The organism is Streptomyces kanasensis (assembly GCF_043077165.1).
GTDB classification, from domain to species: Bacteria; Actinomycetota; Actinomycetes; order Streptomycetales; family Streptomycetaceae; genus Streptomyces; species Streptomyces changanensis.
On record NZ_JBIBSF010000011.1, the window covers coordinates 238,812 to 261,898 of the forward strand.

Genomic DNA, 23,087 nt, shown 5'->3' on the forward strand with positions numbered 1-23,087 from the left:
TTGCTGACCATCAACGTGGCCGTACTGCTGGCAGTGATCGTCTTCTTCCGGCTGCGGCGCCGTACGCAGGCTCGCAGCCGGAACGAGGAGAGGACCACTGCCGTCATCATCCTGGCGCTGGGCGTCGTGCTCGCTCCCACTCCGGTCGGCCAGGGCATCCTCGATGTCCTCGGGCAGTTGGCGAGCGGCGTCACTCAGGCCAGCCGATGAGCCCCCGCGCGCGCAAGTCGAGGGCGACGACACCCAGGCGCCCACCGGCGCGGCGGCGCACCCGCAGGCCGGCCAAGCGGCGGCAGGGTGCGGAGGACCGGCTGCTCGGTCCTCTCATCGCCGTGGTCCCGGCCGTCGCCCTGGTGGTGGCCGTCGTGAACTGGCTGCCGGCCCACTGGTGGGTTCTGCTCGCCCTCGGCGTGCTCGCGTTGCTGGCGGGCGGCGCCTGGCTCCACCACAAGCAGCAGACGGCGCGGTGGGAAGCGGTCCGCGCGCGGGGCCTGCGCTACGGGCTGGCTCAGCTGGACGCCTTGCACCACTCCCGGTTCGAGGAGGCGGTGCGGGACCTGATGCGACGCGACGGCTGCCCGGACGCGGTCCGCGTCGGAGGCGGCGGGGACCTCGGCGCGGATGTGAAGGCCACCGACCCCTACGGACGTCGTTGGGTGATCCAGTGCAAACACAGGCGCGACGGCCTCGCCGGCTCCGCGGTGGGCACGCCGGACCTCCAGGTCCTCAACGGCACTGCCCGCCAGGTCCACGGCGCCGACGTCGCGGTCCTCGTGACCAACGGCCGAGTGACCGCCCCGGCCGTCGTCTTCGCCCGGCAGCAGCGCCTCCACGTCGTCGACCGCCACACCCTGGGAGCCTGGGCGGCCGGCTCACGCCCGCTGTGGGAGCTGCTCAAGACTGTTCCACCGCCTCGGAGGCCGACCGCTTTGTCCTGAACAGGACCTGCCCAAGCGACGGACCACAGTGCCGGCGCCGCCCACCGGGGCGATTGCCGGGCCGGCGCCGGCGGTCAGTGGTACAGGTCGTTGGGCCGCAGGTCGACGGAGAGGGCGTTCACATCGGTCACCTCCGGGGCTCGTCGACGTGATCGACTGGCGGCCGGACTCCCCGCCACGCTCGCCCACCTCGGGCCGTCGGACTGGGGGAGTGGCACCCTGGGGCACGCCGCGGCAGTGAAGCCGCCACGGAGGGGCGCAGCTCGGGGCCCCGGCGCGGCAGCCCGAGAGCTCGTGACACGATCATGTAGAAGTGCCCTGGCCGGGCGTGACCGTTGGGTGGTTCGGCCCTTGCTGTGAGCGAGCGGCTCACGTGATCGCGAGGTGGCGGGTCCCCCGAATGGCTCGCCGATGCGACAGGCGCCGGGGCAGGGCCTTCACTGGGAAACATGTCCCGCCTTGACCAGGCGCATGCCCTGCGCCTTCCCTCCGCTGCGGCACTGGGCCTGGTGGCGGCCTTGGCCGGCGGCGGCTGCACGGGTCCCGACGCCTCCGCCGTCCACAGGCCGGCCGCCCAGACGTCGCCACTGCCCACCGTCCCGCCGGCCCAGCCGCCGCCGCGACTCACACGGGACGAGGTCGACGCCGCGGTGGACCGGCTCGACGGAGTGGTACGGGACGCCATGCGCAGGACCGGTGTGCCGGGGGTCGCCGTCGGCGTGGTCCATGACGACGAGGTGCTGTATCTGAAGGGCTTCGGCGTACGGAAGGCCGGCGCGGAGGGCCGGGTCGGACCCGACACCGTCTTCCAGCTCGCCTCGGTCTCCAAGCCGGTCGCATCGACCGTGGTCGCCGCGGCCGTGGGTGAGAACACCGTCGCCTGGGACGACCCGGTCGCGAAGCACAGTCCCGGCTTCGCCCTCAAGGACCCCTGGGTGACCCGCCACGTCACGCTGGCCGACCTGTTCTCGCACCGCAGCGGGCTGCCCGACCACGCCGGGGACCTTTTGGAGGACCTGGGCTACGACCGCCCGTACATCCTGGAGCATCTGCGGTACGAACCGCTGGATCCGTTCCGTGCCAGCTACGCGTACACCAACTTCGGGCTGACCGAAGCCGCGGTCGCCGTCGCGCGGGCGGCGGGCACCAGCTGGGAGAAGCTGTCCGCCGACAAGCTGTACCGGCCGCTGGGCATGGACTCCACCAGCTCCTCCTTCACCGACTACGAGAAGGCCGGGAACAAGGCCGTCACCCATGTGAAGCAGGGCGACACCTGGCAGGCCGAGTTCGTGCGGGACGCAGACGCCCAGAGCCCGGCGGGCGGGGCCAGCTCCACCGTCCGGGACATGACGAAGTGGCTGCGCCTGCAACTCGGCAACGGCAAGTTCGAGGGGCGGCAAGTCATCGACAGCGACGCGCTGGACGAGACCCACCTGCCGCACGTCGTCTCCGAGCCGCCGCACGCGCCCGCGGGCAGGACCGGGTTCTACGGGCTTGGCTGGAACGTCAGTTACGACGACCAGGGCAGGCTGAAACTCGGCCACTCCGGTGCCTTCGCGATGGGCGCGGCCACCAATGTGACGCTGCTGCCCTCGGAAGACCTCGGCATCGTCGTCCTCACCAACGGCGAGCCCGTCGGCGTACCCGAGGCGATCGCCAGTACCTTCCTCGACACCGCGCAGACGGGCGGGCCCACGGTCGACTGGCTGACGTTCATCGGCCCGATCCTCCAACAGGCGGCGCAGGGCGCCCGCTCTGAGACCGACTACGCCAAAACTCCGCCACGGCCCGCACCGGCCAGGGCGGACAGCGCCTACACCGGAACGTACGCCAACGACTTCTACGGCCCGATGACCGTGAGCACCCAGGGCGACGACCTCATCATGCAACTGGGGCCGAAGAAACAGCGGTTCACCCTGCGGCACTACGACGGCGACACCTTCAGTCACCGCACCACGGGCGAGAACGCCGTCGGGCTGTCCGGCGTGACCTTCAGCGTCGGGTCCAACGGACGCGCCGACAAGGTCCGGGTCGAGAACCTCGACACGACCGGCCTCGGCACCTTCACCAGGGAATGAGTTTCAGCGGACCAGTCCAGCTCGGCGAGCAGGATGCGGCGCGTCGTACGCCGCTGGGCCAAGAACATGGACGCCGCCGGCCGTGCCCTCGAGGACGCCGGTTTCGACGCGCCCGTGTGGAGCCGGCGGGGTGTGGGATCTCAGCGACCAGCTGCTCGCCGCCGCCGCGCCGGGCACCGTGTGCGACCCGGACACCGACGACGACGTCCAAGCTGAAAACTCATCGCCGGGGCCGCGGCCGCCCTCATACGCGAGGCGCAGGGGCTCGTCGCCCGCACCGACGAGCCGCTGCGTGAGCTCAGGGCCGGAGCAGGCCAAGCCCTGCGGGGGCGACGAAGCCGTCGTTCAACGTGCCGCCCGTCGCCGCGGGCGGCGGCTCGGACATTCCGCCGCCCGCCGACGGGCCGCCGTCGGCGACATGGCAGCGGATGTGGTGCACGCCGCGTTCCTGGTGGATCAGGCCCACCCAGCGCACCGGGTAGGCGTCGGTGTGGATCAGGCCCGCCCAGCGCACCGGGTAGGCGTCGGTGTCCAGGCTGGTGACGTGCCAGGCCGGCGCCCGGCCTTCGTTTCGGGGACGGACTCGGCGACGGCGGCGACCGGGGTCACGGTTCTCACTCCTTCGAGGGGCGCGCTGGCACTCCAGCCACGGTGCGGAAGGAACAGGTGCACCGGCAGCCGCGAGCCCTGGGACGAGTCCCACTGAGCCGTTCACGGGTGCAGGCGGCATCCGGTGTGCCGCCCGCCGACGTGCAGCGCCATGGCGAACAGATGAGCGCGCGCCGCGACCCGTGCATCGGTCGCGACGCGCGCTTCGCCATGTTCCGTCCGCTCCGGCGACGGGCCGTTGTGTGCCGAGAGAGCGTGCGGACGCCGCCCCTGCGGGCGCAGGGGGGTTCAGGCTGTGGTGTGGTTGTCCTGGCAGGCGGCGAGCGCGGCCTCGGCGCTGGGATGGGTGGGCAGGAAGGTGTCCATCCCGGTGGTGGCGAGCAGTCGGCCCAGCCGGTCGGGGATGGCCGCCAGGGTCAGGGAGCCGTCGGCGTCCTTCGCGCAGCGCCAGATGCCGACGAGGGCGCCCAGCCCTGAGGAGTCACAGAAAGTGACGCCCGACAGGTCGGCGATCAGGTCGGGGTGTCCGGCCGCGATGAGGTCCAGGGCGCGGGCCCGGACGGCGGGGGCGGCGGCGATGTCGAATTCACCTGACAGCGCCATCACGGCCACGGTGCCGTCGGCGTGGGGGACGTCGAGGTGGAATGCGTCGGTCATGGGCGTCGGTTCTCCTGCCCGACGCTGGCGTCGGCGGGTGCGGTCGGGGCGGCGGCGCTGTGGGCGGTGGTGGTGATGCCCGCAGGAGCGGCGTCCGCGGTGGGGACGGACAGAGCCAGTAGCGCCACGTCGTCGCGTTCGGTGTCGGGGAGGGTGTCGAGCAGGGCGACGGTGTCGTCGATCAGGACGCCGGCACTGACCGGTGCGGGCCGCCGGGCCAGGAAGTCCGTCAGGCCCGTATCGGCGAGCATGTCGCCGTCGGCCGTGCGGGCCTCGGTCAGCCCGTCGGTGTACAGCAGCAGTCCCTCGCCGGGCGCCAGGTGCAAGGTGCGTGAGGCGAAGGCGGCTTCGGCGAACGCGCCGACCAGCATCCCTCCCTTGGCACGGACCGCCTCGACCCGCACACCGCCACCCTCCCCGGTGGGGCTGAGGTGGTAGGCGGGCGGGTGGCCGCCGGTGGCCAGCGTGACCGTGAAACCGCCGTCCCGGGCCGGATCGAGCAGACCGAAGATGGCGGTGCAGAAACGGGTACCCACCGCGGCGTCCAACAGCAGCGCGGTGTTCAGCGCCTTCAACGTGGCCGTCGGGTCCGCGTCGACGAGGGCCGCGGCCCGCAACGTGTAGCGGATCAGTGAGGTGACCGAGGCGGCCTCGGCGCCCTTGCCGCACACATCGCCCAGGAAGAATGCCCACCGGCCCCCGCCTACGGGGAACACGTCGTAGAAGTCGCCACCCACTTCCTGCGGGGAAGCGGTCTTGTAGTGGCAGGCCAACTCGAGCCCGGGTACCGCGGGCAGCACGGGAGGCACCAGGGTGCGTTGCAGGGTGGAGGCGAACGCGGCGATGGCCGCCTTGTCCCGCTCCGCACGCTGCCGGGCTTCCTCCTCGGCCTGGCGCTTCTCCTGCTCGATCCGGCGGCGCTCCTGCTCGGCGCGTACCGCGCGCAGTGCCGACAGCCGCAGCTCCAGCTGGTCACGCACTACTGCTGCCAGGTCCTCGAGGGTGGAGGAATCGGCCCTGCTGATCTCGCGGGGGCGGGTGTCGAGGACGTTGACCGTACCCAGGCGGTGCCCGTCGACGGTGATGATCGGAGCGGCGGCGTAGAACCGCACTCCCATCGGGCCGGCGACCAGGGGGTTGGAGCAGGCGACCGGGTCGAGCAGGGTGTCGGGGATGACGGTGGTGTCGTCGGTCAGCACCGCCGAGGCGCACAGGCCCGGATCCCGGCCGATCTCGCTGACACCTTCCAGCCCGTGCGCGGCCTTGAACCATATCCGGTCCTCGTCCACGATCGTCACCGTCGCCACCGGCACCTCGAACAGGCGGGCGGCCAGCGCCGCGACCCGGTCGTAAGCGCCGTCCGGCGGAGTGTCGAGAATGTCGTAACGGCGCACCGCCGCCATCCGCGCCGCCTCGACCGCTGTGGCCAGAGGACCGTTCGGTGCTATCGCAGGCGGGCTCGCTTGCTCCGGCATGTCCCTCGTCTCGCTCATCCCCCCCGGGAAGGCACCGACCGGACAGCCAGCACCCCGGAACCATACCGAACACCCCCGGACCCGCCTGATCGGACGACGAGCTTCGTAGTGCACATCCAGGCTCGTGGCACAGCCCCCGGAGCGCCGGCCCAACCGAATGCACCTGGCAGTCCGGGCGCCGCCGACGGCTTCGACCACGTCGGGCAAACGCCGACGCGAACGCGTCGGCCAGCGGGGAAGACGAGAAGGGCGCCGTGCCCGGCGCCAAGCGCAGCAGGTCGATCAGCTCCTCACCCACCACCACCGCCGGCGGCACCTCACCGAGCGGGACGTCGAACTGGTCGTCGAAGAGGAAGAACCAGCCGTACACGTCGAAGGCCAGATCAAGGTCCGTACCTGCCGCGTCGGGATACGAGTACGCGGCCACGTCAGCCGCCTGCGCGAACCGGTACCGCCGCTCAGCCTCCCCGCCACACACCAGCCCCATGTGCCGCGCCCATGCAAGGTGCCGCTCGCGGGCGGCGGCCAGCTCGGGGGTGGTCCAGGAAGGCAGGGGACGTCGAACTCCACGTCCTGCGGCACGCGTCCTCCTCGAGGCTGCTGATCTCAGCCCGCACAGCGCCCTGACCAGCGTGGATGTCGAAGTCAGCGTCTCGCGGTCCGCAGGCGTACCCGAGCTGACTTTCGGCCGGGTCGGGGCCGCCCGCTCGTCGGCCAGTGCGGAACCGTGGCTCACCCGTGCGCTGCTAGGGTCGCCTCGTGAGCGAGATCGTGGTGATACGTGATGGCTCTGGGCCGGAGGTCCTGTTCGTGCATGGCGGTGCGGGCCCGCGGACGACGTGGGGCCCGGTCGCTCCACTGGCCGACCGGTGGACGCTGGCCTACGTCTACCGCCGTGGCTATCCGCCGAGCCCGCCACCGCAGGAGCGTCAGGACTTCGCGGTGGACGCCCTGGACCTGGCACCGCTGCTCGACGCCCGCCCGCATGTTGTCGCCCACTCCTACGGCGCCCTGGGGACATTGATCGCAGCCGCTGCCGCGCCGGGCAGCGTGCGCTCACTCACGCTGATCGAGCCGCCGCTCAACTACCTTGTCCCTGACGATCCCGAGGTGGCACGGCTTGAGCGCCTCGGCGACACGGTCCTCGCCCACGGGATGGATACCGCACCGACCCCACTGCGCGAGTTCCTCCGACTCGCGGGTGCGCCCATCGGCGACGGTCCTCTCCCCGAGAACGTGGTGACCGGCGTCAGGCGGGCGCACGGTGGCCGACCGACCAGCGAGGCGCGCCCACAGCTCGACGTGATCCGTGACGCCGGCATCTCCGTGCTCGTCATGTCCGGAGGCCACGCGGCCGCGTTCGAGAGGATCTGCGACGCGCTCGCCGATGCGCTCAGCGGCGAGCGCAGCGTGCATCCGGGCGCCGGTCACTTCGTCGCCGCAGCACCAGGCTCCACCGAAAGGCTTGAGACCTTCCTGCGCAAGAACGGCACGTGACGAGCTGCTTCCACGAGGGGAGCGTGGCGGCGAGGGAGAACGTGACGAACCAGTTGGCCGTGCGCCCGTAGCAAACGATCAGCCAGGCAGTGGGGCGTTCCGTCTCCTGGAGTCCCCCCTGGCATGGGCAGGACCGCCCAGGGCGCACGCGGTGATCTGCTCGCCGAGGGTGGGTTCCAGCAGGTGGAGACGGCGATCTCTTCGGCGAGTCCGGTCGTGCCCCCGCGGACAGCGACGGGGTGCCGGATCTTCGAGCGGGGCCGCGGCGAGCGCGCCGCTCAGCGCGCCTTGGCCGTCGGGCAGCCGCACGGCCAAGGCGCCACGGGTGGGCGGCCACGCCGACGTGGCTGACGATCGGCACATCCGTCTCCGGGCGAGCGCCGGTCATTCTGTCAAACCTCGACGCACCGTGCCGAAAGTCGGGTCGCTTCGGTCCCTGCCGGTGAACTGCCTGAACCGCACCCTGGCGGTGCTCGAAGCGGACCGCATGGTGAGACCGCGAACCTCGCCTCCGCCCTGAACCGGTTCCAGGCCGGCCGCGTCCGCTCCGCACGCGGCGTGGGGCGGGTACGGGCCCCAGTGCGCACGCGTCGACGCCGGCGGCGGGCGGTTCGCCTATGTGGTGCGACCGCCAACGAGCGCGGCCTCTGTCGGGGTCGTGTCACTACACTGCGCCGGGGCATCACAGGACGTCCACGGCATGTGGCCGGGATGAAGGGGAGTGGCATGGCTACGGGGGGATGGGGGCCGGGCAACGGTCCCGGTCAAGCTGCCGGCAACGGACCGGGGGACCTGGGCGGCCGGGGCGCTCCCCACGGACCACCGCAGGGCGGCCCGTATGGTCCACCACCACCGAATCCGGACCCCAACCGGCCGGTGTACCCCTACGGTTCCCAGCCCACGCGGCCCCCCGTCCGGCGTTCCCGCGGCTGCCTGTCGTACGTCTCACTCTTCGGGCTGGTCTCCGCGATCCTGCGCTCCGCGCACCGCGTCGCCACCCGGCTCTTCGCGCAGGAGGGTGAAGGCCGGATCATGGACCGCGTCGCGGACCGCGTCCAGCTGGCCCGCACGGTGCTCGGTGCTGCCGCCACCATCGCCCTGGTCCTCGCCTACAACGTGGACTGGAAGCGCTTGGAGGCCGCGGCCTGGGGCGGCGTCGCCAATCTCATCGTCGCTCCGTTCGTGCTGCTCGTCGCCGGCCCTTTGGTCATCGTCGGATTCATCTACTACGCGCCCCCGCACCTGCGACCGCATCTGCGCTCCCGGCTGCGCGCTCCGCTCAAGGCGGTCGGCTGGTACGTGCTGACGTTGGTCGTCATCGGCGGGATCCTCGGTCTTGCGGCCCAGATCGACGACCGCGACGGGAAGAGCTGGTGGGAATACGTAGTGGCCGTCGCCGCGCTCCTCGTCATCGTGTGGGGTTTCCCCTTCTTCTTCCTGGCGTCGCTGTACTCGGCTCGAAGTGCCTTCAACAGCGCCCAGGTCCACCCGATGCTGCCGCCCGTCCTCACCTTGGCGCTGGTGTGGGTGTTCGCGGCCTTCAACCTGATCGGCGACGGCATGCCGGGGGGCCCGCCCCTCGTCCAGTTCTGCTCCATGCTGGGGGGACCGCTGTCGGTAACGGCCGTTTCGTTGTGGGAACTGCGGCGGATGAGGACCCGTTTCGGCGTCACCCTGCGCGCCTGATGCGGCTTCGGCGCCCCCCGCTCGCAGCTGACGCGCCGCGCGGCGTGGCGAGCGGCGTGGCGAGCGGCCCAACTGATCGTTCGGAATGAAGTCCGTATCCCGACCGGGCACGCAGGGGTTCTTCCGACGCACACAGGTCGCCCAAAGGCCCTTCAGGAGCGACCACCAGCTCCCGCGAGTGCCGTGAAGGCCGCGCGCGGGGTCCTGCCCGGCGCGCTCGCGTTCGAGGCCCGGTTCGACGGCTACGGGTGCCTGCTGTTCACCCGGCCCGGCCGGGGCGCCGGTGCTCCTGCAGTCCCGGGGGAGCGTGACCGGTGTTGTTTCCCCGATCCGTCACCGGGGTGGCGCAGCTGCCGTACAGCCTGGTTCTCGACGGCCAGTCGTCGTCTGGCCGTAGGGGCAGCCGCTCCTCGTGCTGATGGCATCGGTCCGGACGCTTTGCCCCTGCTGGCGAGTCCGTGGCGCGTAACGCGGCTTCCGGTAGCGCAACCGCCGTGCTCGACAAGCCGTTCGGGAGTGCTTCGTTTGATCGCCTTTCAGACAGTTCCGGTTTTCTCCGGTCCAGGCAGGAGACCGTGGTGGTGCTGGATCGCATGGCGGGTGCGATGCCGCGCCACGGTTTGAGGCGGATGAAGCACCGTTCCACTACGCTGCGGCGTTCGTAGGCCTCGCCGTCGAAACGACATGGGCACCGGTGGTGCGTTCCTGTGGATCCTTGGGGAACTCGTCGCGTCGCGGCGTCCCGCACGCCCGGCAGTATGGTGGCGGCCGTGATCAAGAACAGGTTCCTCACCACCCTCCTCACCGTGGGCCTCCTCATGACCGGTGCGCCGGCCGCCACCGCGCAGGACGAGACGTACGTGAAGACCGGCGTCGTCTTCAACAAGCCGACCGGCACGACCGCTGAGCAGGGCGCGATCCTCAGCCACCTCGGTCGCCTCGTCAACGGCGCCCCCCATGGGTCGACCATCCGCATATCCCTGTACGCGTTCGGGTCGTCCTGGCTCGCCGACCAGCTCGTGAAGGCGCACCAGCGGAACGTGAACGTGCAGGTACTCGTCGACGACACGAGCATCACCGCGGAGTGGATGGGCACGGCGGGGAAGACGGTCCGGGACAAGCTCCAGGCCGCCTTCGCCGCGCAGTCCGTGCCCGGTCAGACGTCGTGGTTCCGGGTGTGCGCGGCGGGCCGACCGTGCCTGGCCGCGGGGACGAGCGGAGTGAACCACAACAAGTTCTTCCTGTTCTCCCGCTCCACCGGCAGCGGCTCGCCGACCACGGGCGCGGTGGTCGAGAACATCGTGGTGCAGTCCTCCGGCAACCTCACCACGTGGGACCGCGAGTCCGGCTGGAACGACGCGATGACCGTCACCGACAACGCCGCCCTGCACGCCGGCTACGTCCGCTACTTCGACCTGATGGCCGCTTCGCAGGCTCAGCCGGACGGGTCGAAGACGGTGAGCGACCTGGCGATCGACGTGGAGGCCGGGCAGGCCAAGGGCTACTTCTTCCCGCGCTCCTCGACCGACGTCGTCGAGAACATCCTGAGCATGGTCGAGACCCGCGTGCCGAACGCCGACGGGACCGCCGCTCCGGTCTGCTACGGGAACACCCCCGGCCACGGCACGGCGGACGGCCGCACCGTCATCCGCATCGCCAACGGTCACATCTCGCGGCCGGCCGTGGCGGAGAAGCTGTGGAAGCTCGCCGACGCGGGCTGCTACGTCGACGTCGTCTACGGCAAGCTCTCCGACTACTCGGCCGTCGGCACGCACCGCGAGACGGCGTACTGGCTGACGCGGTCGACCGCGAAGGGGAAGATCTCCCTCCACCGCCTGCAGAACGACGACGTGACGAACCCCGCCGAGCCCGAGGTGTCCGGCACGGCCACCCACACCAAGTACCTGCTGATCGAGGGCTCGTACAAGGGCGCGAAGGACCAGAAGCTGGTCTTCACGGGCAGCCACCCGTACACCGGCCTGGCGCTCACCGCCAACGACGAGGCGCTCCTGAAGTACGTCGGCCCCGAGATGCACGACGCTTACGTGACGAACTTCCGCGACCAGCGCGCCGCCGCCCTGGCGGAGTCCCAGTACGGCGGTGTCTTCTAGTGCTGTGACCGGGATGGTCCGCCGGGTTGCCCGTCGCGCTGGTTGGACATGAGACGCCGTTGGGTCCGATCTCGGTGGGGTGGTCTCTCCCGCCTGCCATGAGGTTCAGTCGCGGACCTGGTGGTGGTCGAGGCCGACCTGCCTTGGCTGCCTGGAAGCACTCCTCGACGCTCCAGCGTGTCTTCGGACCGGTTGATCCGCTGCCGGCCGCGTGCCGCGGGCCTGTCGTCGCTTGTCGGCCGTGCCGGGTTTCTGTCTCTGCCGCGGGTCCTGCTGCCCGTCCGCGACCGTGTCGGGCCGGGGAGGGCACGGCGGGCCTGGACGGCGTCCAGTCCGCCAGGGACGGGTCGCACGGGTCGCACGGGTGCGCGGCGTGTTGCCGTGCACCCCTTGTAGGTGTGGCGGCTCGTGTCTGCGCCGCGGAAACGGTCGTTGAGGCGCGGAGCCCTTTCGAGCAAGGCGTCCCGACGCGGCTTCGGGTGGCGTCCGTGGCCGCGCGTCGGGGTCATCCCGTACGGTGTGTGCCGTTCATGGATCAGGAACGTCCGGTCGAGTCGCTGGTTGATGGCGTCCGAGACGGCTGGTCGGCCGCGGATCCCTCCGGCGGTTCGGGTTCGTTCGCGGTCGGCGGGAGCCCGGTGAGAAAGGCGTGGATCTCGTCGGCCTCGGGTACGGCGAGGGCGGTGTAGAGGTCGAGCGCCCGGCGGGCGTGGTCGCGGGCGAGGTCGAAGCGACCGAGGTCGCGTTGGACGTGCGCCAGACCGTCATGGGCGCGGGCCTGCTCGGGGCGGTAGCCGGACTCGCGGGCGAGGGCCAGCGCGGAGTCGTGTTCGGCCGCGGCCCGGTCGAGCTCGCCCATGGACCGGGCGGCTTCCGCGAGGGCGTTGAGCGACTCGGCCTCGTCTCCGGGGAAGTCGAACCTGCGGCTCAGCTCCAGGGCCTGGTGGTGATGGCGTCGGGCCTCGTCGTAGCGGCCTTGCCGTTGGTACACCAGCCCGATGTTGTTCAGCACGACGGTCTCGCCGATGCGGGATCCCGTCGCGCGGTGTACCTGCAGTGCGTGCCGGTGGTTCTCGTGGGCGGCCTCGTACCGTCCCTGGCGTTCGTCGATGATGCCGAGGTAGGTCAGGCATCTGGCTTCGCCACTATGGTCCCCGAGCTCGCGGAAGAGCAGGAGGGCCTGCGTGCCGTGGTCGTGGGCCTGGTCGTATTCCCGTCGCCGCGTGGAGACGGCGGCGAGGGCATGCAGTGCGTCGGCCGCTGTGCTCCGGTCGCCGATCCCGCGCGCGAGGTCCAGGGCGTGCCGGTAGTGCTCGGCCGCCTGCTCGTAGGCGCCGTGCCACCAGAAGTGCACCTGGCCGCGGTCGATGAGCGTCCGGGCTTCGGCGGCTGTGTCGCCGCTGCGGCGGGCGGCTTGCAGTGCCAGGTCGTTGAGGGTCAGTGCGTCGACCTGGTGGGCGTGACCCAGCAGGTAGCGGTGCAAGGTGGCGGTCAATTGGCTCGTGTGGGACAGCCAGTCGTGTTCGGCCGCGTACTGGCCGGACGCCATGAGGTTCGCCCGTTCGGTGTCCAGCCAGCTGAGCGCCTCGGGCTCGTCCCGTGGGGGCGAGGTCGGGAAGTCCGGGGCGGGAACGCGCGGTCTGCGGTTCTTCCCCTCGGGGTAGAGGTGGTCGACGGCCGTGCCGGCGGTGTGGAGATAGTGGTGGAACAGCCGGCCGAGGGCCTCGCGCTGGGCGTCGGGAGACTCCTCGGCGGCGGCGGTGGCGAGGGCGTGTTCCCGCAACAGGTCGTGGAAGGTGTAGCGGCCGAGCTGGTGCTGGGTCAGGACGTGCGCGTCCAGCAGGTCTTCCAGGAGCGTCTCGGCGTCGTCGAGCGGGAGGTCGGCCAGCGCGGCTGCCGCCTCGGGGCTGATGTCTCGGCCCGGCTGGAGCCCCAGGAGCCGGAACATGCGCTGCTGGTCCGGGGTCAGCTGTTCGTACGACAGGGTGAACGCCGCTGCCACCCCCCGCTCCGACGTAACCAGCTCGGAGAGTCTGCGGCGCTGATCGCGGAGCCGGTCCGCCAGGTACGCGACGGTCCAGCGGGGGCGATGGTGCAGGCGGGCGGCGGCGATGCGGACGGCCAGCGGCAGGAATCCGCACAGCTGCAGGACATCGAGGACGGCCAGGGGTTCGGCGGCCGCCCGCTCGCCGACGATCGCCGTGAACAGCTCCACGGCGTCCGCGGCGGGCAGCACGTCCAGGGACAGCGCGTGCGCACCGTCCAGGTCGGTCAGCCGTCGGCGGCTGGTGACCAGGACCAGGGTGCTGGAGACCCCGGGCAGCAATGGGCGGACCTGGTCGGCGCCGAAGGCGTTGTCGAGTACGGCCAGCACGCGGCGGCCGGAGAGTTCGGACCGCCACAGGGCGGCGCGGTCGGCGGTCGAGGCGGGTATGTGCTGGGCGGGCACACCGAGTTGGCCGAGCAAGGCGCCGAGCGCCGCACCGGCGTCGAGCGGCGCCTGACCGGCGGTGTGCGCCTGCAGGTCGACGAAGAGCTGTCCGTCCGGGAACCGGTCCGCGAGGCGGTGTCCCAGGTGGACGGCGAGCGTCGTCTTGCCGACCCCGGCCATCCCGTCGATCGCCGAAATCGTCACGACGCCGGCGTTGTTGCCGGACCACAGGCGGATCAGCGCGTCGAACTCGTCCTCGCGTCCGGTGAAGTCCGGGACGTCGTACGGCAGGAAGCTGACTCCCTGCGGCTTCGCCGGAGCGGTGACCGGCGGCCGCAGGTCGGGGGCGTCCCGCAGGATGTCCTGTTCGAGCTTGTTGAACGCGTGGCCCGGGTCCAGTCCCTGCTGGTCGGCCAGGGTCTCCCGGAAGGTCCTCGCCACGTGCAGCGCGTCCGTCTGGCGTCCGGCGCGGTGCAGGGCGAGCATCAGCCGGCAGCACAGCCGCTCCCGCAAGGGGTTGGCCGCCGCGTGGACGGACAGTTCGTCGATGAGGTCCTCGTGCCGCCCCCGGGCGAGTTCCAGTTCGGCCAGGCGCTCGACGGCGGTCAGCATCTGCCCGTTCAGACGTACTCTGGCACTCTCGACGTAGTGGGCGGTGATGCCGGCCAGCGGCTCTCCCCGCCACAGCGCCAGCGCGGCACGTATCCGGTCCGCGGCACGCCCCGGGTCGTCGGAGTCGGCCGGTGACTTGGCGGTCAGGCTGGTGAACTCGTCCAGGTCGAGTCGTCCTGGCTCCGGGGTGATCACGTACCCGGCCGGGCGTGTGGTCAGCATCCGGTCGGCGTCCGCGGCGCGCAGCATCCGTCGAATCGCGGCGATCGTGGTCTGGATCTGCGCGCGGGCGGAATCCGGCGGCAGCGGCCCCCACATTGCGTCGATCAGACGATCCGTACTGATCGCGACCCCGGCGTGCAGCAGCAGATAGGCGAGCACCGCGCGATGGCGGGGCGCCAGGGCGGGCACGTCGGAACCGGGAGCCACGGCCTCCACCGGGCCGAGGATCGTGAACCGCATGCCGTCACTCCAGGGGTCGTCATCGCGTGCATCGAAGAAGCATCGGGAATGTATCAAGATCAACCGTCAGGGTTACCGGCATGCATTCACTCCACACCGTCGAACCCGAGAGCGCGACTGGTGAGACCGCAGCCCTGTTCACCGCCACTCACCAGGAGCTGGGAATCGTCCCCAACCTGGCCCGAGTGATGGCCAACAGCCCGGCCGTGCTGAAGGGGTACCTGGGCGTCGTCGGCGCCCTGAGTACGCGGGGAACCCTGCCGGCGCACGTGCGCGAGAGCATCGCGCTGCTCGTGGCGCAGGAGAACGGGTCCGACTACTGCCTGTCGGTGCACATGTTCCGCGGAACCAAAGTGGCCGGGCTGGGTACGGACGAGGCCACCCGCGCGCGCCATGGCAAGGCCGACGACCCGTGGGACGCCGCCGTCCTGGATCTGGCCGCCGTGATCGTCCGCAACCGCGGAGCCGTCACCGACGAGCACCTGGCCGCGGCCCAGCGCGCCGGCCTGTCCGACGGGCAGATCGTCGAGGTCGTCGCCCACGTCGCTCTCAACGTGTTCACCACCTACCTCGCCACGGCCGCCCGCATCGACGTCGACTGGCCGCTCGTGCGCCACACCGACGGATAGAACGCGAAGGCGATCACGCGGTCAGACAGCCGCATCACCTGAACCGGGTCACACCCACCCTTCCAGCACTCGACCACGAAGGCCATCACCTTGTCCATCTCAGTACGTGTCCGTCCGCTCCAGCGCGTCACGCCCGCCGAAGCCGCCGCCTGGCATCGGGTCGTCACCGCCTCTACCGCCCACGACCTGCCCGGAGTACCGACCCCCGACCCCGGACAGATCCACGCCCAGCTCACCGGCCCCGCACTGGGCAGCCGACGGCTGGCCTGGCTGGCCACCGGTGCGGATGGCACTCCGGTCGGAATCGCCGGCCTGCGGGTATTCACCTCCCCGGGCCAGGAGCACCTGGCCGAACTGGAACTGCACGTCGACCCCGCACACCGCCGCCGGGGAACCGGCTCCCTCCTGCTGTCGGCGGTCGTCGCGGCCTGCCGCACCGAGAACCGGCGCAGCCTGATCGCCGCGGCCGCGGCCGGCAGCCCGGGCGAGGAGTTCGGCGAACGCCACGGCTTTCGCCGGGCGCTCACGCTGGATCACCTCGTCCTGCGCCTCGACGAGCCGGCCGTGGCCGACCTGCTGCGGACCGCCGACGCGGAGCACCCCGGTTACCGTCTGACCGGCTGGACCGGAACAGTCCCCGACGACCTCGCCGACGCCTTCGCCGAGGCCAAGAACGCGATGAACGACATGCCCGTCGGCGACCTGGACTACGGCGGCGTGGCGTGGGACGCCGACCGCGTCCGCACCATGGCCACGGTGGTCGCCGACCGCGGCGACACCCTGCTGACCATCGCCGCCGTCCACGACGACGGCACCATCGCCGGCTACACCGAGATCCTTCTCCCTCAGGGCTCCGGGCCTCGCGCCCAGCAGTACGACACCGCCGTCGTGCCCGCACACCGCGGCCACGGGCTGGGCCGGTGGGTCAAGGCCGCCATGGTGTGCCGGCTGCGCGCCGAACATCCCGACGTCGTCGAGATCGAGACGGACAACGCCGAGGACAACGCCCACATGCTCGCGGTCAACCGCGCCCTGGGCTTCCGCCCCTACCGGCGCACCCGCGAACTCCAGCTCGACGTGCCGACCGGCTGATCCGTACGACGAGATCCCTACAGCAAGATCATTGAGGCATGATCATCAAAGGTCGGGTCATTCGGCAAGGCCATGCCGCCCGAACCACGACGACGAGATCCGCACCCCGGCCCGTCCCCCTCTCGAAGAATCGAGCCAGTCCATGCGCAAGCTGACCTACTACGTCGCCGCCACCCTGGACGGCTACATCGCCGGCCCCGACGACCAGTACGACTTCTTCCCCTTCGAGGGTGAGGAAGCCGCCGCGGTCCTGGCCGACTTCCCCGAGACGGTGCCCGCAGCCGCACGCGAGCCGCTGGGCATCGCCGATCGCGCCGCCGAGCGCTTCGACACCGTCATCATGGGTCGCGCGACCTATGCCCCGGGTCTGAAGCTGGGGTGGACCAGCCCGTACGCCCACCTGAAGCAGTACGTCGTCTCCCGCACGCTCACCAGCCCCGATCCGGCGGTGACCGTCACCGACGACCCGGTCGCGCTCGTCCGTGAGCTCAAGCAGCAGGATGGCATGGGCATCTGGTTGTGCGGAGGCGGCAAGCTGGCGGCCGTCCTGCGCGACGAGATCGACGAACTGATCATCAAGCGGCACCCCATCGTCCTCGGCTCCGGCACCCCCCTGTTCGACGGCCCGTACAACCCGACGCGCTTCGCCCCGGCCGGCACGCGCGCCTTCGGCTCCGGCCTCACCATCACCCACTTCACGAAGGACCCGTCATGAACGTCTCCTCCTCCACCCTCTCCCTGACCGTCGCCGACGTGAACGCCTCCCGCGAGTTCCTGTGCACCTACCTCGGCTACGAGGTGGCCATGGCCGACGACGGCTTCGTGTCCCTGACCCGCGGTGACGCCGCCGTCCACGTCGTCCTCCTCCGCGGAGGCACGGACGTCCTCCCGCCCGAGCAGCGCGACCAGCGGGCGGCCGGCCTGATCCTGGCCCTCACGGTCACCGACCTCGCGGCGGAGGAGGCCCGGCTGCGCGGGGCGGGTGCCCCCATCACCATGCCGCTGCGCGAGAAACCGTGGGGTGAGCGACTGCTGCAGATGACCGACCCGAACGGTGTCGTCGTCCAGCTCGTCGAATGGGCGGCCCCCGCCGACGCCGCTGGTCCGGCCGATCCGGCCGACAACGACGAGAGCGCCGCCGGGATCGTGATCACGCCCTCCGCCGACCACGTCACCGTCTCCCCGAACGCGACCATGACCGGTCTGGCGTCCCCCGGCCGCGGCAGCACGGAACTCAGCACCTGGACGGTCGTCATGGACGCCGGCGCCACCGGCCCCGAGCACTCCATCAGCCGTGAGCAGGTCTGGACGGTCACCGCGGGCGCGCTGGAGGTGACGTGCGGCGGTCGCACGGAGAAGGTCGCGGCCGGCCAGACCCTGATCCTTCCGGCCGACCGCCTCCGCCGGATCCACGCCCGGGAACGTGCCGAGGCCCACGTCTCGATGCGTTCCGACGGGGTCGCCTCCGTTCCCGGCACCGAGGGCACCCGTGAACTGCCCTGGGCTCGGTAACTCAAGAAGCACAGGTAACACCATCCGCTACCCGGGCCGTACCTCAGAACGATCGGCCGGGTCAGAAGACCACGAAACAGGAGATTCAAGAAGTGCGTGTGCTGTTGTCGACGTATGGGTCGCGTGGCGACGTCGAACCGCTGGTGGGGCTCGCGGTGCGGTTGCGGGAGCTCGGCGCGGAGGTGCGGGTGTGTGCGCCGCCGGACGAGGTCTTCGCGGAGCGGCTGGCCGGGGTCGGGGTGTCGGTCGTGGGCGTCGGCCCGTCGGCACGCGCGCTGATGACCGGGGCGCCACCGCCGTCGAAGACCAACCTGCCGCAGCGCGCGGCGGATCTGATAGCCAGTCAGTTCGCGGTGATACCCGCGGTGGCCGAGGGATGCGACGTGCTGGTGGCGACGGGCGCCATGCCGGCTATCGCCGGGGCGCGGTCGGTGGCCGAGAAGCTGGGCATCGGCCACGTGTCGGTGACCTTCCAGCAGCTGACCCTGCCCTCACCGCAGCGCCCGCCACTGGCATACCCGGGGCGCCCGTTTCCGCCGGAGGTGACCGACAACCGGGCGCTGTGGGACCTGGACGCCCTGAGCATCAACGCGCTGTTCCGTGAGGCGCTCAACACCAACCGCGCGACGATCGGCCTGCCCCCGGTGGACAGCGTCCGCCACTACGCCTTCGGTGACCGGCCGTGGCTGGCGACCGACCCGGTGCTGGACCCGTGGCCGGAGACGCCGGACCTCGACGTCGTACAGACCGGTGCGTGGGTGCTCCCCGACGAACGCCCGCTGCCCTCCGACGTGGAGGCGTTCCTGGACGCCGGCACGCCGCCCGTGTACGTGGGGTTCGGCAGCATGGCCGTGCGGGCGGGCGAGGAGGCGGCCCGGGTGGCCGTCGAGGCGGTCCGATCCCAGAGCCGCCGGGTCCTCGTCGGACGTGGCTGGGCGGAACTGGGCCTCGTCGACGACCGGGACGACTGCTTCGCCGTCGGCGAGGTCAACCACCAGTCCCTGTTCCCCCGGGTCGCGGCCGTCGTACACCACGGCGGCGCGGGCACCACGACCACTGCCGCCCGGGCCGGCACACCGCAGGTGGTGGTACCCCAGTTGGCGGACCAGCCGTACTGGGCCGCCCGCGTGGCCGAACTGGGCATCGGCGTGGCCCACGACGGCCCGGTACCGACCTACGAGTCCCTGACGGCCGCCCTCAAGACGGCCCTGGACCCCGAAACCGCCGCTCGGGCGAAGGCCGTGGCCGGCACGGTCCGCACCGACGGGGCGATGGTGGCCGCGAGACTGCTCCTCGACGCCGCCCGCTGAGCAATCCGAGACGGGGCCCGGAGGACCGGGCCCCGGACCCTCGCCGGCCAGGCCGGCACCCGCAGAAGAGAGAGGTCATGCGTGTGCTGTCGATGACCTACTGATCACACGGCGACATCGCGCCGCTTGCCGGACTCGCGGCGCAGTTACGGTACGTCGGCGAGGGGATCCGCGTGTGCGCACCGCCGGACGAGGAGTTCGCGGAACTGCCGGCCGGCGTCGGCGCCCGCGCGCCCCTTCTCGTCGGCGCCGGGCGGCCGGCTTTCTGGCGCCGCTTGCCGCCGGTGCCGTCGTGCTGAGCCGCACTCGTGCTGCCGACCGCTGGCCGCCACCGCGTCCCGAGCCGGTGTGGCGGCCGCCACCCGGGGCCTCCCCGCGGCACCGGCCTCCTCCGGTACGACCCACCCTGCTGGGCCGACCGAAAGCCGCTCGCCAAGATCACAGCAGTCCGGGAAAGAACCGGATCCCGGATCTCGCGCAGGGCGACGCCTGCCCCATGGCCCGGCCGTCTGACTGGTACCGGCCGGTGACCACCACACGGTGACCACCCACCGGCCGGAACCTGCCCGCCCACACCGCCCCGGCACGAGCCGCCCTACGTTCGTGCCGGGGAAACGTGGGGCCGGGGCGGGGTTGTCAGTCCCTCCAGCAGTGGAAGGCCCAGATGGCTCTGGTAGGCGTGGCGGCCCGTCCCGCTTGTCCAGCACGCAGTCCAGGAAGGTGCGCACCAGCGGTGCCTCGTCCGGGCAGACCAGGCGAGCCGTGGCCAGCCCGGGTCTGGCCGCGGTCGCTTGCCGTCGGTACCCCGCTCCGCCGTGCCGTGGCCGCGTGTCGCCGAGTTGCCGATCCCTGGAGCCCCGCCGGCGTTGTAGGCCGGGACCGACGGGGTCCGCTTCCACGCCCCCCTACGGGGGCGCCGTGCTGCCGTCGTGTGGCCGTGGCCCCGGCGCCCCGCCGCCGCTTCCCGACGGCGCGCCGCCCATGCCGCTGCGCTGTCCGCTGTTTCGGCACCGTCCACGGCCGCCCCCCGCTGCCCGGGCTTCGGCTCGGCTGTTGGTACACGCACACCATCGTGCCTGGCCCGTCGACCTTCGGGGCCGCGCCGTCGCTCCAGTCCTCGGGCCGCCGTTCCGTTGCAGCCCGCGCGCCGCCGGCCGGCCGCCGCTTCGAGCCGTGCCGGGTTTCTGCCTCTGCCGGGGGCTGCCCGGTCGCGATCCCGGCAGCACCGGATCGGCAACGTAGCAGCTCGCCGCGAAGCGCGTGCTCTGTCCCGGGTGCGGCACTCAGGCGCCTGGCTGTGGTGACGATGCCGGGTGCGGCGGGCGTCCGGTCGTCGGGATCACCGTGTGCAGGAGGCCGGTCGCCGTACCCCCGTCACGGATGCGGGCCGTAGGGCGACCGAACCGCCCGGCAGAGGCTGAGGGGGAGCGGCTGCTGCCGCCACGTCGGCACGTGGGCTCTGATGCGGTGTGCGGGCGGGATCCGGCCTGTGCCACGGAGGACAGGGGTCCACGCGCACCTGACCTGTTGGCCCGTTGCGGCCGGCCCGGTGAAGTGGAGGGCGTCTCTCCACCCGTCCGGGGTCCGGTACAGGACGAGGCTGGTCGGCGTCCCGAGGGTGCGCCAGTACGGCGGCCGTTTGCTCGCCGTGCCGGCACGCTACTCGGACTCACTGCCCATGCGGCGCGTTCGCCGTCACCGGGGACGTACGCGCCCCCGACCGTCCGGACAAACGGATGGTGGGGGGCGAGCGTGACGCGGCAGGATGCTCCGCATGACCTTGCCCACCCCCGAGCTGCACACCGCCCGCCTGCGACTGCGGCCGTTCACCGACGCCGACGCGGCGCCGCTCTACGCGCTGCACAGCAGCGCCCACGTGCTGCGCTACTGGGACTCCCCGCCGTGGACCGAACCGGCCCGCGCACAGCGCTTCATCGCGACCTGCCGGACGATCGAGGAGGAAGGCACGGGAGCGCGGATGGCCGTCGACCGTGTCTCCGACGGCGCGTTCGTCGGCTGGTGCGGCCTGACCAACTGGAACTCGGACTTCCGCAGCGCGTCCCTGGGCTACGTCTTCGACGCCGCCGCGTGGGGCCACGGCTACGCCACGGAGACCGCGCACGCCGTCCTGCGGTGGGCGTTCGACACCCTGGACCTGAACCGCGTCCAAGCCGAGACCGACACCCGCAACGTGGCGTCGGCCCGGGTCCTGGAGAAGCTCGGCTTCGTCCGCGAAGGGACCCTCCGCGAGGACTGCGTCGTCAACGGCGACGTCTCCGACTCCTGGGTCTTCGGCCTCCTCCGCCGCGAGTGGCACCCGACGGCCACGCCGACCGCCGGCTGCTAGGACCGAGTCCGGCCTGCCTTTCGGTCCGCAACCCCCACCGAGGTCACCGTGGGAGGCTCCGACGAGCTCAACGTCTTCGCTCGCCCCACCGATCCCGACCATCCGCACCGCTGGAGCATCCGGCGGCTCGTAGAGTCCCCCGTGAGCGGCAGCATTCTCATCGGCGTGCGCGGGTGCTGTCGCTTCTCGTGAACATCGGACAGGCCGCGGCCGGGATGTCTCCCGAAGACTGAACAACGGCTGTCGAAGCCGGTGAACAAGGCCACCTCATCGACCGCGGCCAGTGGCGCCGCGCGCTCCAGGTCCTTGCCCAGACCGCCCTTTCGGCGCAGGTTGGCCATGTACTGCCCGATCGGCATCATCGCCTCGCCCTCGCCCCACACTGCTTCCTGCCGCGGCGCGAGGCGCCCTGTGGCCCGTCGGCAGGACCGGAGCGCGGCGAGTTTGTTCTCCCACGCCTCTTCACCCGGCTCCGCACCATCCCGGCCTCCGGGGCGTCCAGCAGCATCTTGCGCCGCGACTCCAGCTCCCCGGCCCGCGGGCGCCTTCCTCTGCTCATGAATCATCGGCCAAACGGGAAATCCTTCGTGACCCTCACGTCGACCTCGACGCCGTAGGGGACGGCGTAAGCCGGCCGGAGTCGCTGGTATGTGGTGCAGCGTGTACCTGGCTGCCTCGTCAGCCCGCCCGTGCCCCTCTGGACGGGGGCACCGACGTGCCCGACCCGTGTGCTCCACGGCCCATTGGGCTACTGCTCACGAGCCGGTCGGCGCCCAGCCAGGAGCCGGACGTGGGCGGACCCCCGGTATCCGGCACAGTCACGGTCTGGTCCTGGACGTCGCTGCACGGCTTTTCAGGACACCACCTGGCCGTCGATGTCCAGGCTGATCAGGACGGGTCCGTGACCGCCTCCAGCACTCGGGGCAGACCTCCGGGAGGCCGGTGCGCAAGGTGCCGGAGGACGGGGCTCCCACCCAGAGGGGGGTGGGAGCGGTGATGGCCCTGTCGCGGTGCGGACCCGGCGGCGGCCGCCACCCCGGCCGCGCGTGCGCTGTCTGCCAGCGGGTGGTGCTACTGACTTTGCTCCGGCTCCGGGCCAGCGGGGCGAAGGAGTTCATCGTTGAACGAGCAATCAGAATCCGGGTCGACCACGAGGCAGAGGTTGTAGCCGTGCTCGTCCCGTCGAACGACTGCTGACAGCGAGCAGTGGTCTTCCATGCTGGTGGTGCTGATGTTGACGGTGTCGCCACTGGTCAGCGAGGCGTCAGCAGCGCTGAAGCCCTCATCTGTCGGGGCGCTGTAGAAGCTCCACGTCCCGCTGAGCGAATCGGGACAGGAGAAGCTTCCCGGGAGGGCGCTGCCCAGCTCGGTGCCGGTCGCGCGCCGGTCAGCTTCGAACACGAGGCGCGCTCCGGCCTCGTTCGTCCACGGGCCGACCAGTCTCGCTTGGTCGATCGACGCCGTATCGCCACCCGCGGTGCAGGCGACCGATGACCATGCCAGCAAAGCCGCCAGTGCCGCGGCGCGGTACACCTTCGGGGCCATGTCACCCTCCACCCCCCACCCGATTTGAACGCGTTCAGTATAGCGGTCACGTGTGCCGCCCCAGTCGGGCTTCCCGGGCGTGGCCTTGTCGACGAG

General features: G+C 71.5%; 17 protein-coding genes and 1 pseudogene. 12 read left to right on the forward strand and 6 right to left on the reverse strand.

What is annotated here, in order from left to right; translation table 11 throughout:
* The 3 genes from ACF053_RS25985 (at position 1) to ACF053_RS25995 (ending at position 3,016) form a co-directional block, all read left to right on the forward strand.
* Positions 1–210, forward strand: a complete 210-nt coding sequence (locus ACF053_RS25985; protein WP_391956185.1) for a hypothetical protein — start codon at positions 1–3, stop codon at positions 208–210.
* A complete protein-coding gene (locus tag ACF053_RS25990; protein WP_391956186.1) occupies positions 207–938 on the forward strand; it encodes a restriction endonuclease in 732 nt (243 codons plus the stop codon). Before ACF053_RS25985 ends, ACF053_RS25990 begins: the two co-directional genes overlap by 4 nt.
* A gap of 449 nt (positions 939–1,387) precedes the next feature.
* Positions 1,388–3,016: a serine hydrolase gene (locus tag ACF053_RS25995; RefSeq protein ID WP_391956187.1), complete on the forward strand. Its 1,629-nt coding sequence runs from the start codon at positions 1,388–1,390 to the stop codon at positions 3,014–3,016.
* Between the two features lie 298 nt (positions 3,017–3,314).
* On the opposite strand, the gene ACF053_RS26000 is transcribed toward ACF053_RS25995, so the two are convergent.
* The 3 genes from ACF053_RS26000 to ACF053_RS26010 form a co-directional block, all read right to left on the reverse strand.
* On the reverse strand, positions 3,315–3,530 hold the full coding sequence (locus ACF053_RS26000) for a hypothetical protein (protein ID WP_391956188.1): 216 nt from the start codon (positions 3,528–3,530) through the stop codon (positions 3,315–3,317).
* A 383-nt stretch (positions 3,531–3,913) separates the two neighbouring features.
* Positions 3,914–4,282, reverse strand: a complete 369-nt coding sequence (locus tag ACF053_RS26005) for an STAS domain-containing protein (RefSeq protein WP_391956189.1) — start codon at positions 4,280–4,282, stop codon at positions 3,914–3,916.
* Complete coding sequence (locus tag ACF053_RS26010; RefSeq protein ID WP_391956190.1) at positions 4,279–5,685, reverse strand: PP2C family protein-serine/threonine phosphatase; 1,407 nt, start codon at positions 5,683–5,685, stop codon at positions 4,279–4,281. Before ACF053_RS26010 ends, ACF053_RS26005 begins: the two co-directional genes overlap by 4 nt.
* A gap of 831 nt (positions 5,686–6,516) precedes the next feature.
* On the opposite strand from ACF053_RS26010, the gene ACF053_RS26015 reads away from it, so the two are divergent.
* The 3 genes from ACF053_RS26015 (at position 6,517) to ACF053_RS26025 (ending at position 11,051) form a co-directional block, all read left to right on the forward strand.
* On the forward strand, positions 6,517–7,254 hold the full coding sequence (locus ACF053_RS26015; protein ID WP_391956191.1) for an alpha/beta fold hydrolase: 738 nt from the start codon (positions 6,517–6,519) through the stop codon (positions 7,252–7,254).
* Between the two features lie 876 nt (positions 7,255–8,130).
* The gene (locus ACF053_RS26020; protein ID WP_391956192.1) at positions 8,131–8,940 is read left to right on the forward strand and encodes a hypothetical protein; all 810 of its coding nucleotides are present in this window, start codon (positions 8,131–8,133) and stop codon (positions 8,938–8,940) included.
* A gap of 770 nt (positions 8,941–9,710) precedes the next feature.
* Positions 9,711–11,051, forward strand: coding sequence for a phospholipase D-like domain-containing protein (locus tag ACF053_RS26025; protein ID WP_391956193.1), 1,341 nt, complete (start codon positions 9,711–9,713; stop codon positions 11,049–11,051).
* Positions 11,052–11,586: 535 nt separating this feature from the next.
* Here ACF053_RS26025 and ACF053_RS26030 read toward each other — a convergent pair.
* Positions 11,587–14,556 carry an AfsR/SARP family transcriptional regulator gene (locus ACF053_RS26030; RefSeq protein ID WP_391956194.1) on the reverse strand — a complete coding sequence of 990 codons (2,970 nt, stop codon included), beginning with the start codon at positions 14,554–14,556 and terminating at the stop codon, positions 11,587–11,589.
* An 80-nt stretch (positions 14,557–14,636) separates the two neighbouring features.
* Here ACF053_RS26030 and ACF053_RS26035 point away from each other — a divergent pair, with 80 nt between their 5' ends.
* The 6 genes from ACF053_RS26035 to ACF053_RS26060 all read left to right on the forward strand — a co-directional run bounded on the left by ACF053_RS26035 (position 14,637) and on the right by ACF053_RS26060 (position 21,446).
* Positions 14,637–15,185, forward strand: a complete 549-nt coding sequence (locus tag ACF053_RS26035) for a carboxymuconolactone decarboxylase family protein (protein ID WP_391956195.1) — start codon at positions 14,637–14,639, stop codon at positions 15,183–15,185.
* A gap of 90 nt (positions 15,186–15,275) precedes the next feature.
* Positions 15,276–16,277 carry a GNAT family N-acetyltransferase gene (locus tag ACF053_RS26040; protein WP_391956196.1) on the forward strand — a complete coding sequence of 334 codons (1,002 nt, stop codon included), beginning with the start codon at positions 15,276–15,278 and terminating at the stop codon, positions 16,275–16,277.
* Positions 16,278–16,419: 142 nt separating this feature from the next.
* A complete protein-coding gene (locus tag ACF053_RS26045; protein ID WP_391956197.1) occupies positions 16,420–16,992 on the forward strand; it encodes a dihydrofolate reductase family protein in 573 nt (190 codons plus the stop codon).
* The gene (locus ACF053_RS26050) at positions 16,989–17,789 is read left to right on the forward strand and encodes a VOC family protein (RefSeq protein WP_391956198.1); all 801 of its coding nucleotides are present in this window, start codon (positions 16,989–16,991) and stop codon (positions 17,787–17,789) included. Before ACF053_RS26045 ends, ACF053_RS26050 begins: the two co-directional genes overlap by 4 nt.
* A 92-nt stretch (positions 17,790–17,881) precedes the next feature.
* On the forward strand, positions 17,882–19,099 hold the full coding sequence (locus ACF053_RS26055; protein ID WP_391956199.1) for a glycosyltransferase: 1,218 nt from the start codon (positions 17,882–17,884) through the stop codon (positions 19,097–19,099).
* A 1,774-nt stretch (positions 19,100–20,873) separates the two neighbouring features.
* The gene (locus ACF053_RS26060; protein WP_391956200.1) at positions 20,874–21,446 is read left to right on the forward strand and encodes a GNAT family N-acetyltransferase; all 573 of its coding nucleotides are present in this window, start codon (positions 20,874–20,876) and stop codon (positions 21,444–21,446) included.
* A gap of 269 nt (positions 21,447–21,715) precedes the next feature.
* Here the strand turns inward: ACF053_RS26060 and ACF053_RS26065 are convergent.
* Both ACF053_RS26065 and ACF053_RS26070 read right to left on the reverse strand, forming a co-directional pair.
* Positions 21,716–22,074, reverse strand: a pseudogene (locus ACF053_RS26065) (DEAD/DEAH box helicase); the annotation flags it as partial.
* Positions 22,075–22,517: 443 nt separating this feature from the next.
* A complete protein-coding gene (locus tag ACF053_RS26070; RefSeq protein WP_391956201.1) occupies positions 22,518–22,991 on the reverse strand; it encodes a hypothetical protein in 474 nt (157 codons plus the stop codon).
* Positions 22,992–23,087 lie beyond the last annotated feature (96 nt).

Excerpts from the sequence above, each read along its gene's own strand:
- ACF053_RS25990 (WP_391956186.1), top strand. The coding sequence starts at position 207 with ATGAGCCCCCGCGCGCGCAAGTCGAGGGCGACGACACCCAGGCGCCCA.
- ACF053_RS25995 (WP_391956187.1), top strand. The coding sequence starts at position 1,388 with ATGTCCCGCCTTGACCAGGCGCATGCCCTGCGCCTTCCCTCCGCTGCG.
- ACF053_RS26005 (WP_391956189.1), bottom strand. The coding sequence starts at position 4,282 with ATGACCGACGCATTCCACCTCGACGTCCCCCACGCCGACGGCACCGTG.
- ACF053_RS26010 (WP_391956190.1), bottom strand. The coding sequence starts at position 5,685 with ATGGCGGCGGTGCGCCGTTACGACATTCTCGACACTCCGCCGGACGGC.
- ACF053_RS26030 (WP_391956194.1), bottom strand. The coding sequence starts at position 14,556 with ATGCGGTTCACGATCCTCGGCCCGGTGGAGGCCGTGGCTCCCGGTTCC.
- ACF053_RS26035 (WP_391956195.1), top strand. The coding sequence starts at position 14,637 with ATGCATTCACTCCACACCGTCGAACCCGAGAGCGCGACTGGTGAGACC.
- ACF053_RS26045 (WP_391956197.1), top strand. The coding sequence starts at position 16,420 with ATGCGCAAGCTGACCTACTACGTCGCCGCCACCCTGGACGGCTACATC.
- ACF053_RS26050 (WP_391956198.1), top strand. The coding sequence starts at position 16,989 with ATGAACGTCTCCTCCTCCACCCTCTCCCTGACCGTCGCCGACGTGAAC.
- ACF053_RS26060 (WP_391956200.1), top strand. The coding sequence starts at position 20,874 with ATGACCTTGCCCACCCCCGAGCTGCACACCGCCCGCCTGCGACTGCGG.
- ACF053_RS26070 (WP_391956201.1), bottom strand. The coding sequence starts at position 22,991 with ATGGCCCCGAAGGTGTACCGCGCCGCGGCACTGGCGGCTTTGCTGGCA.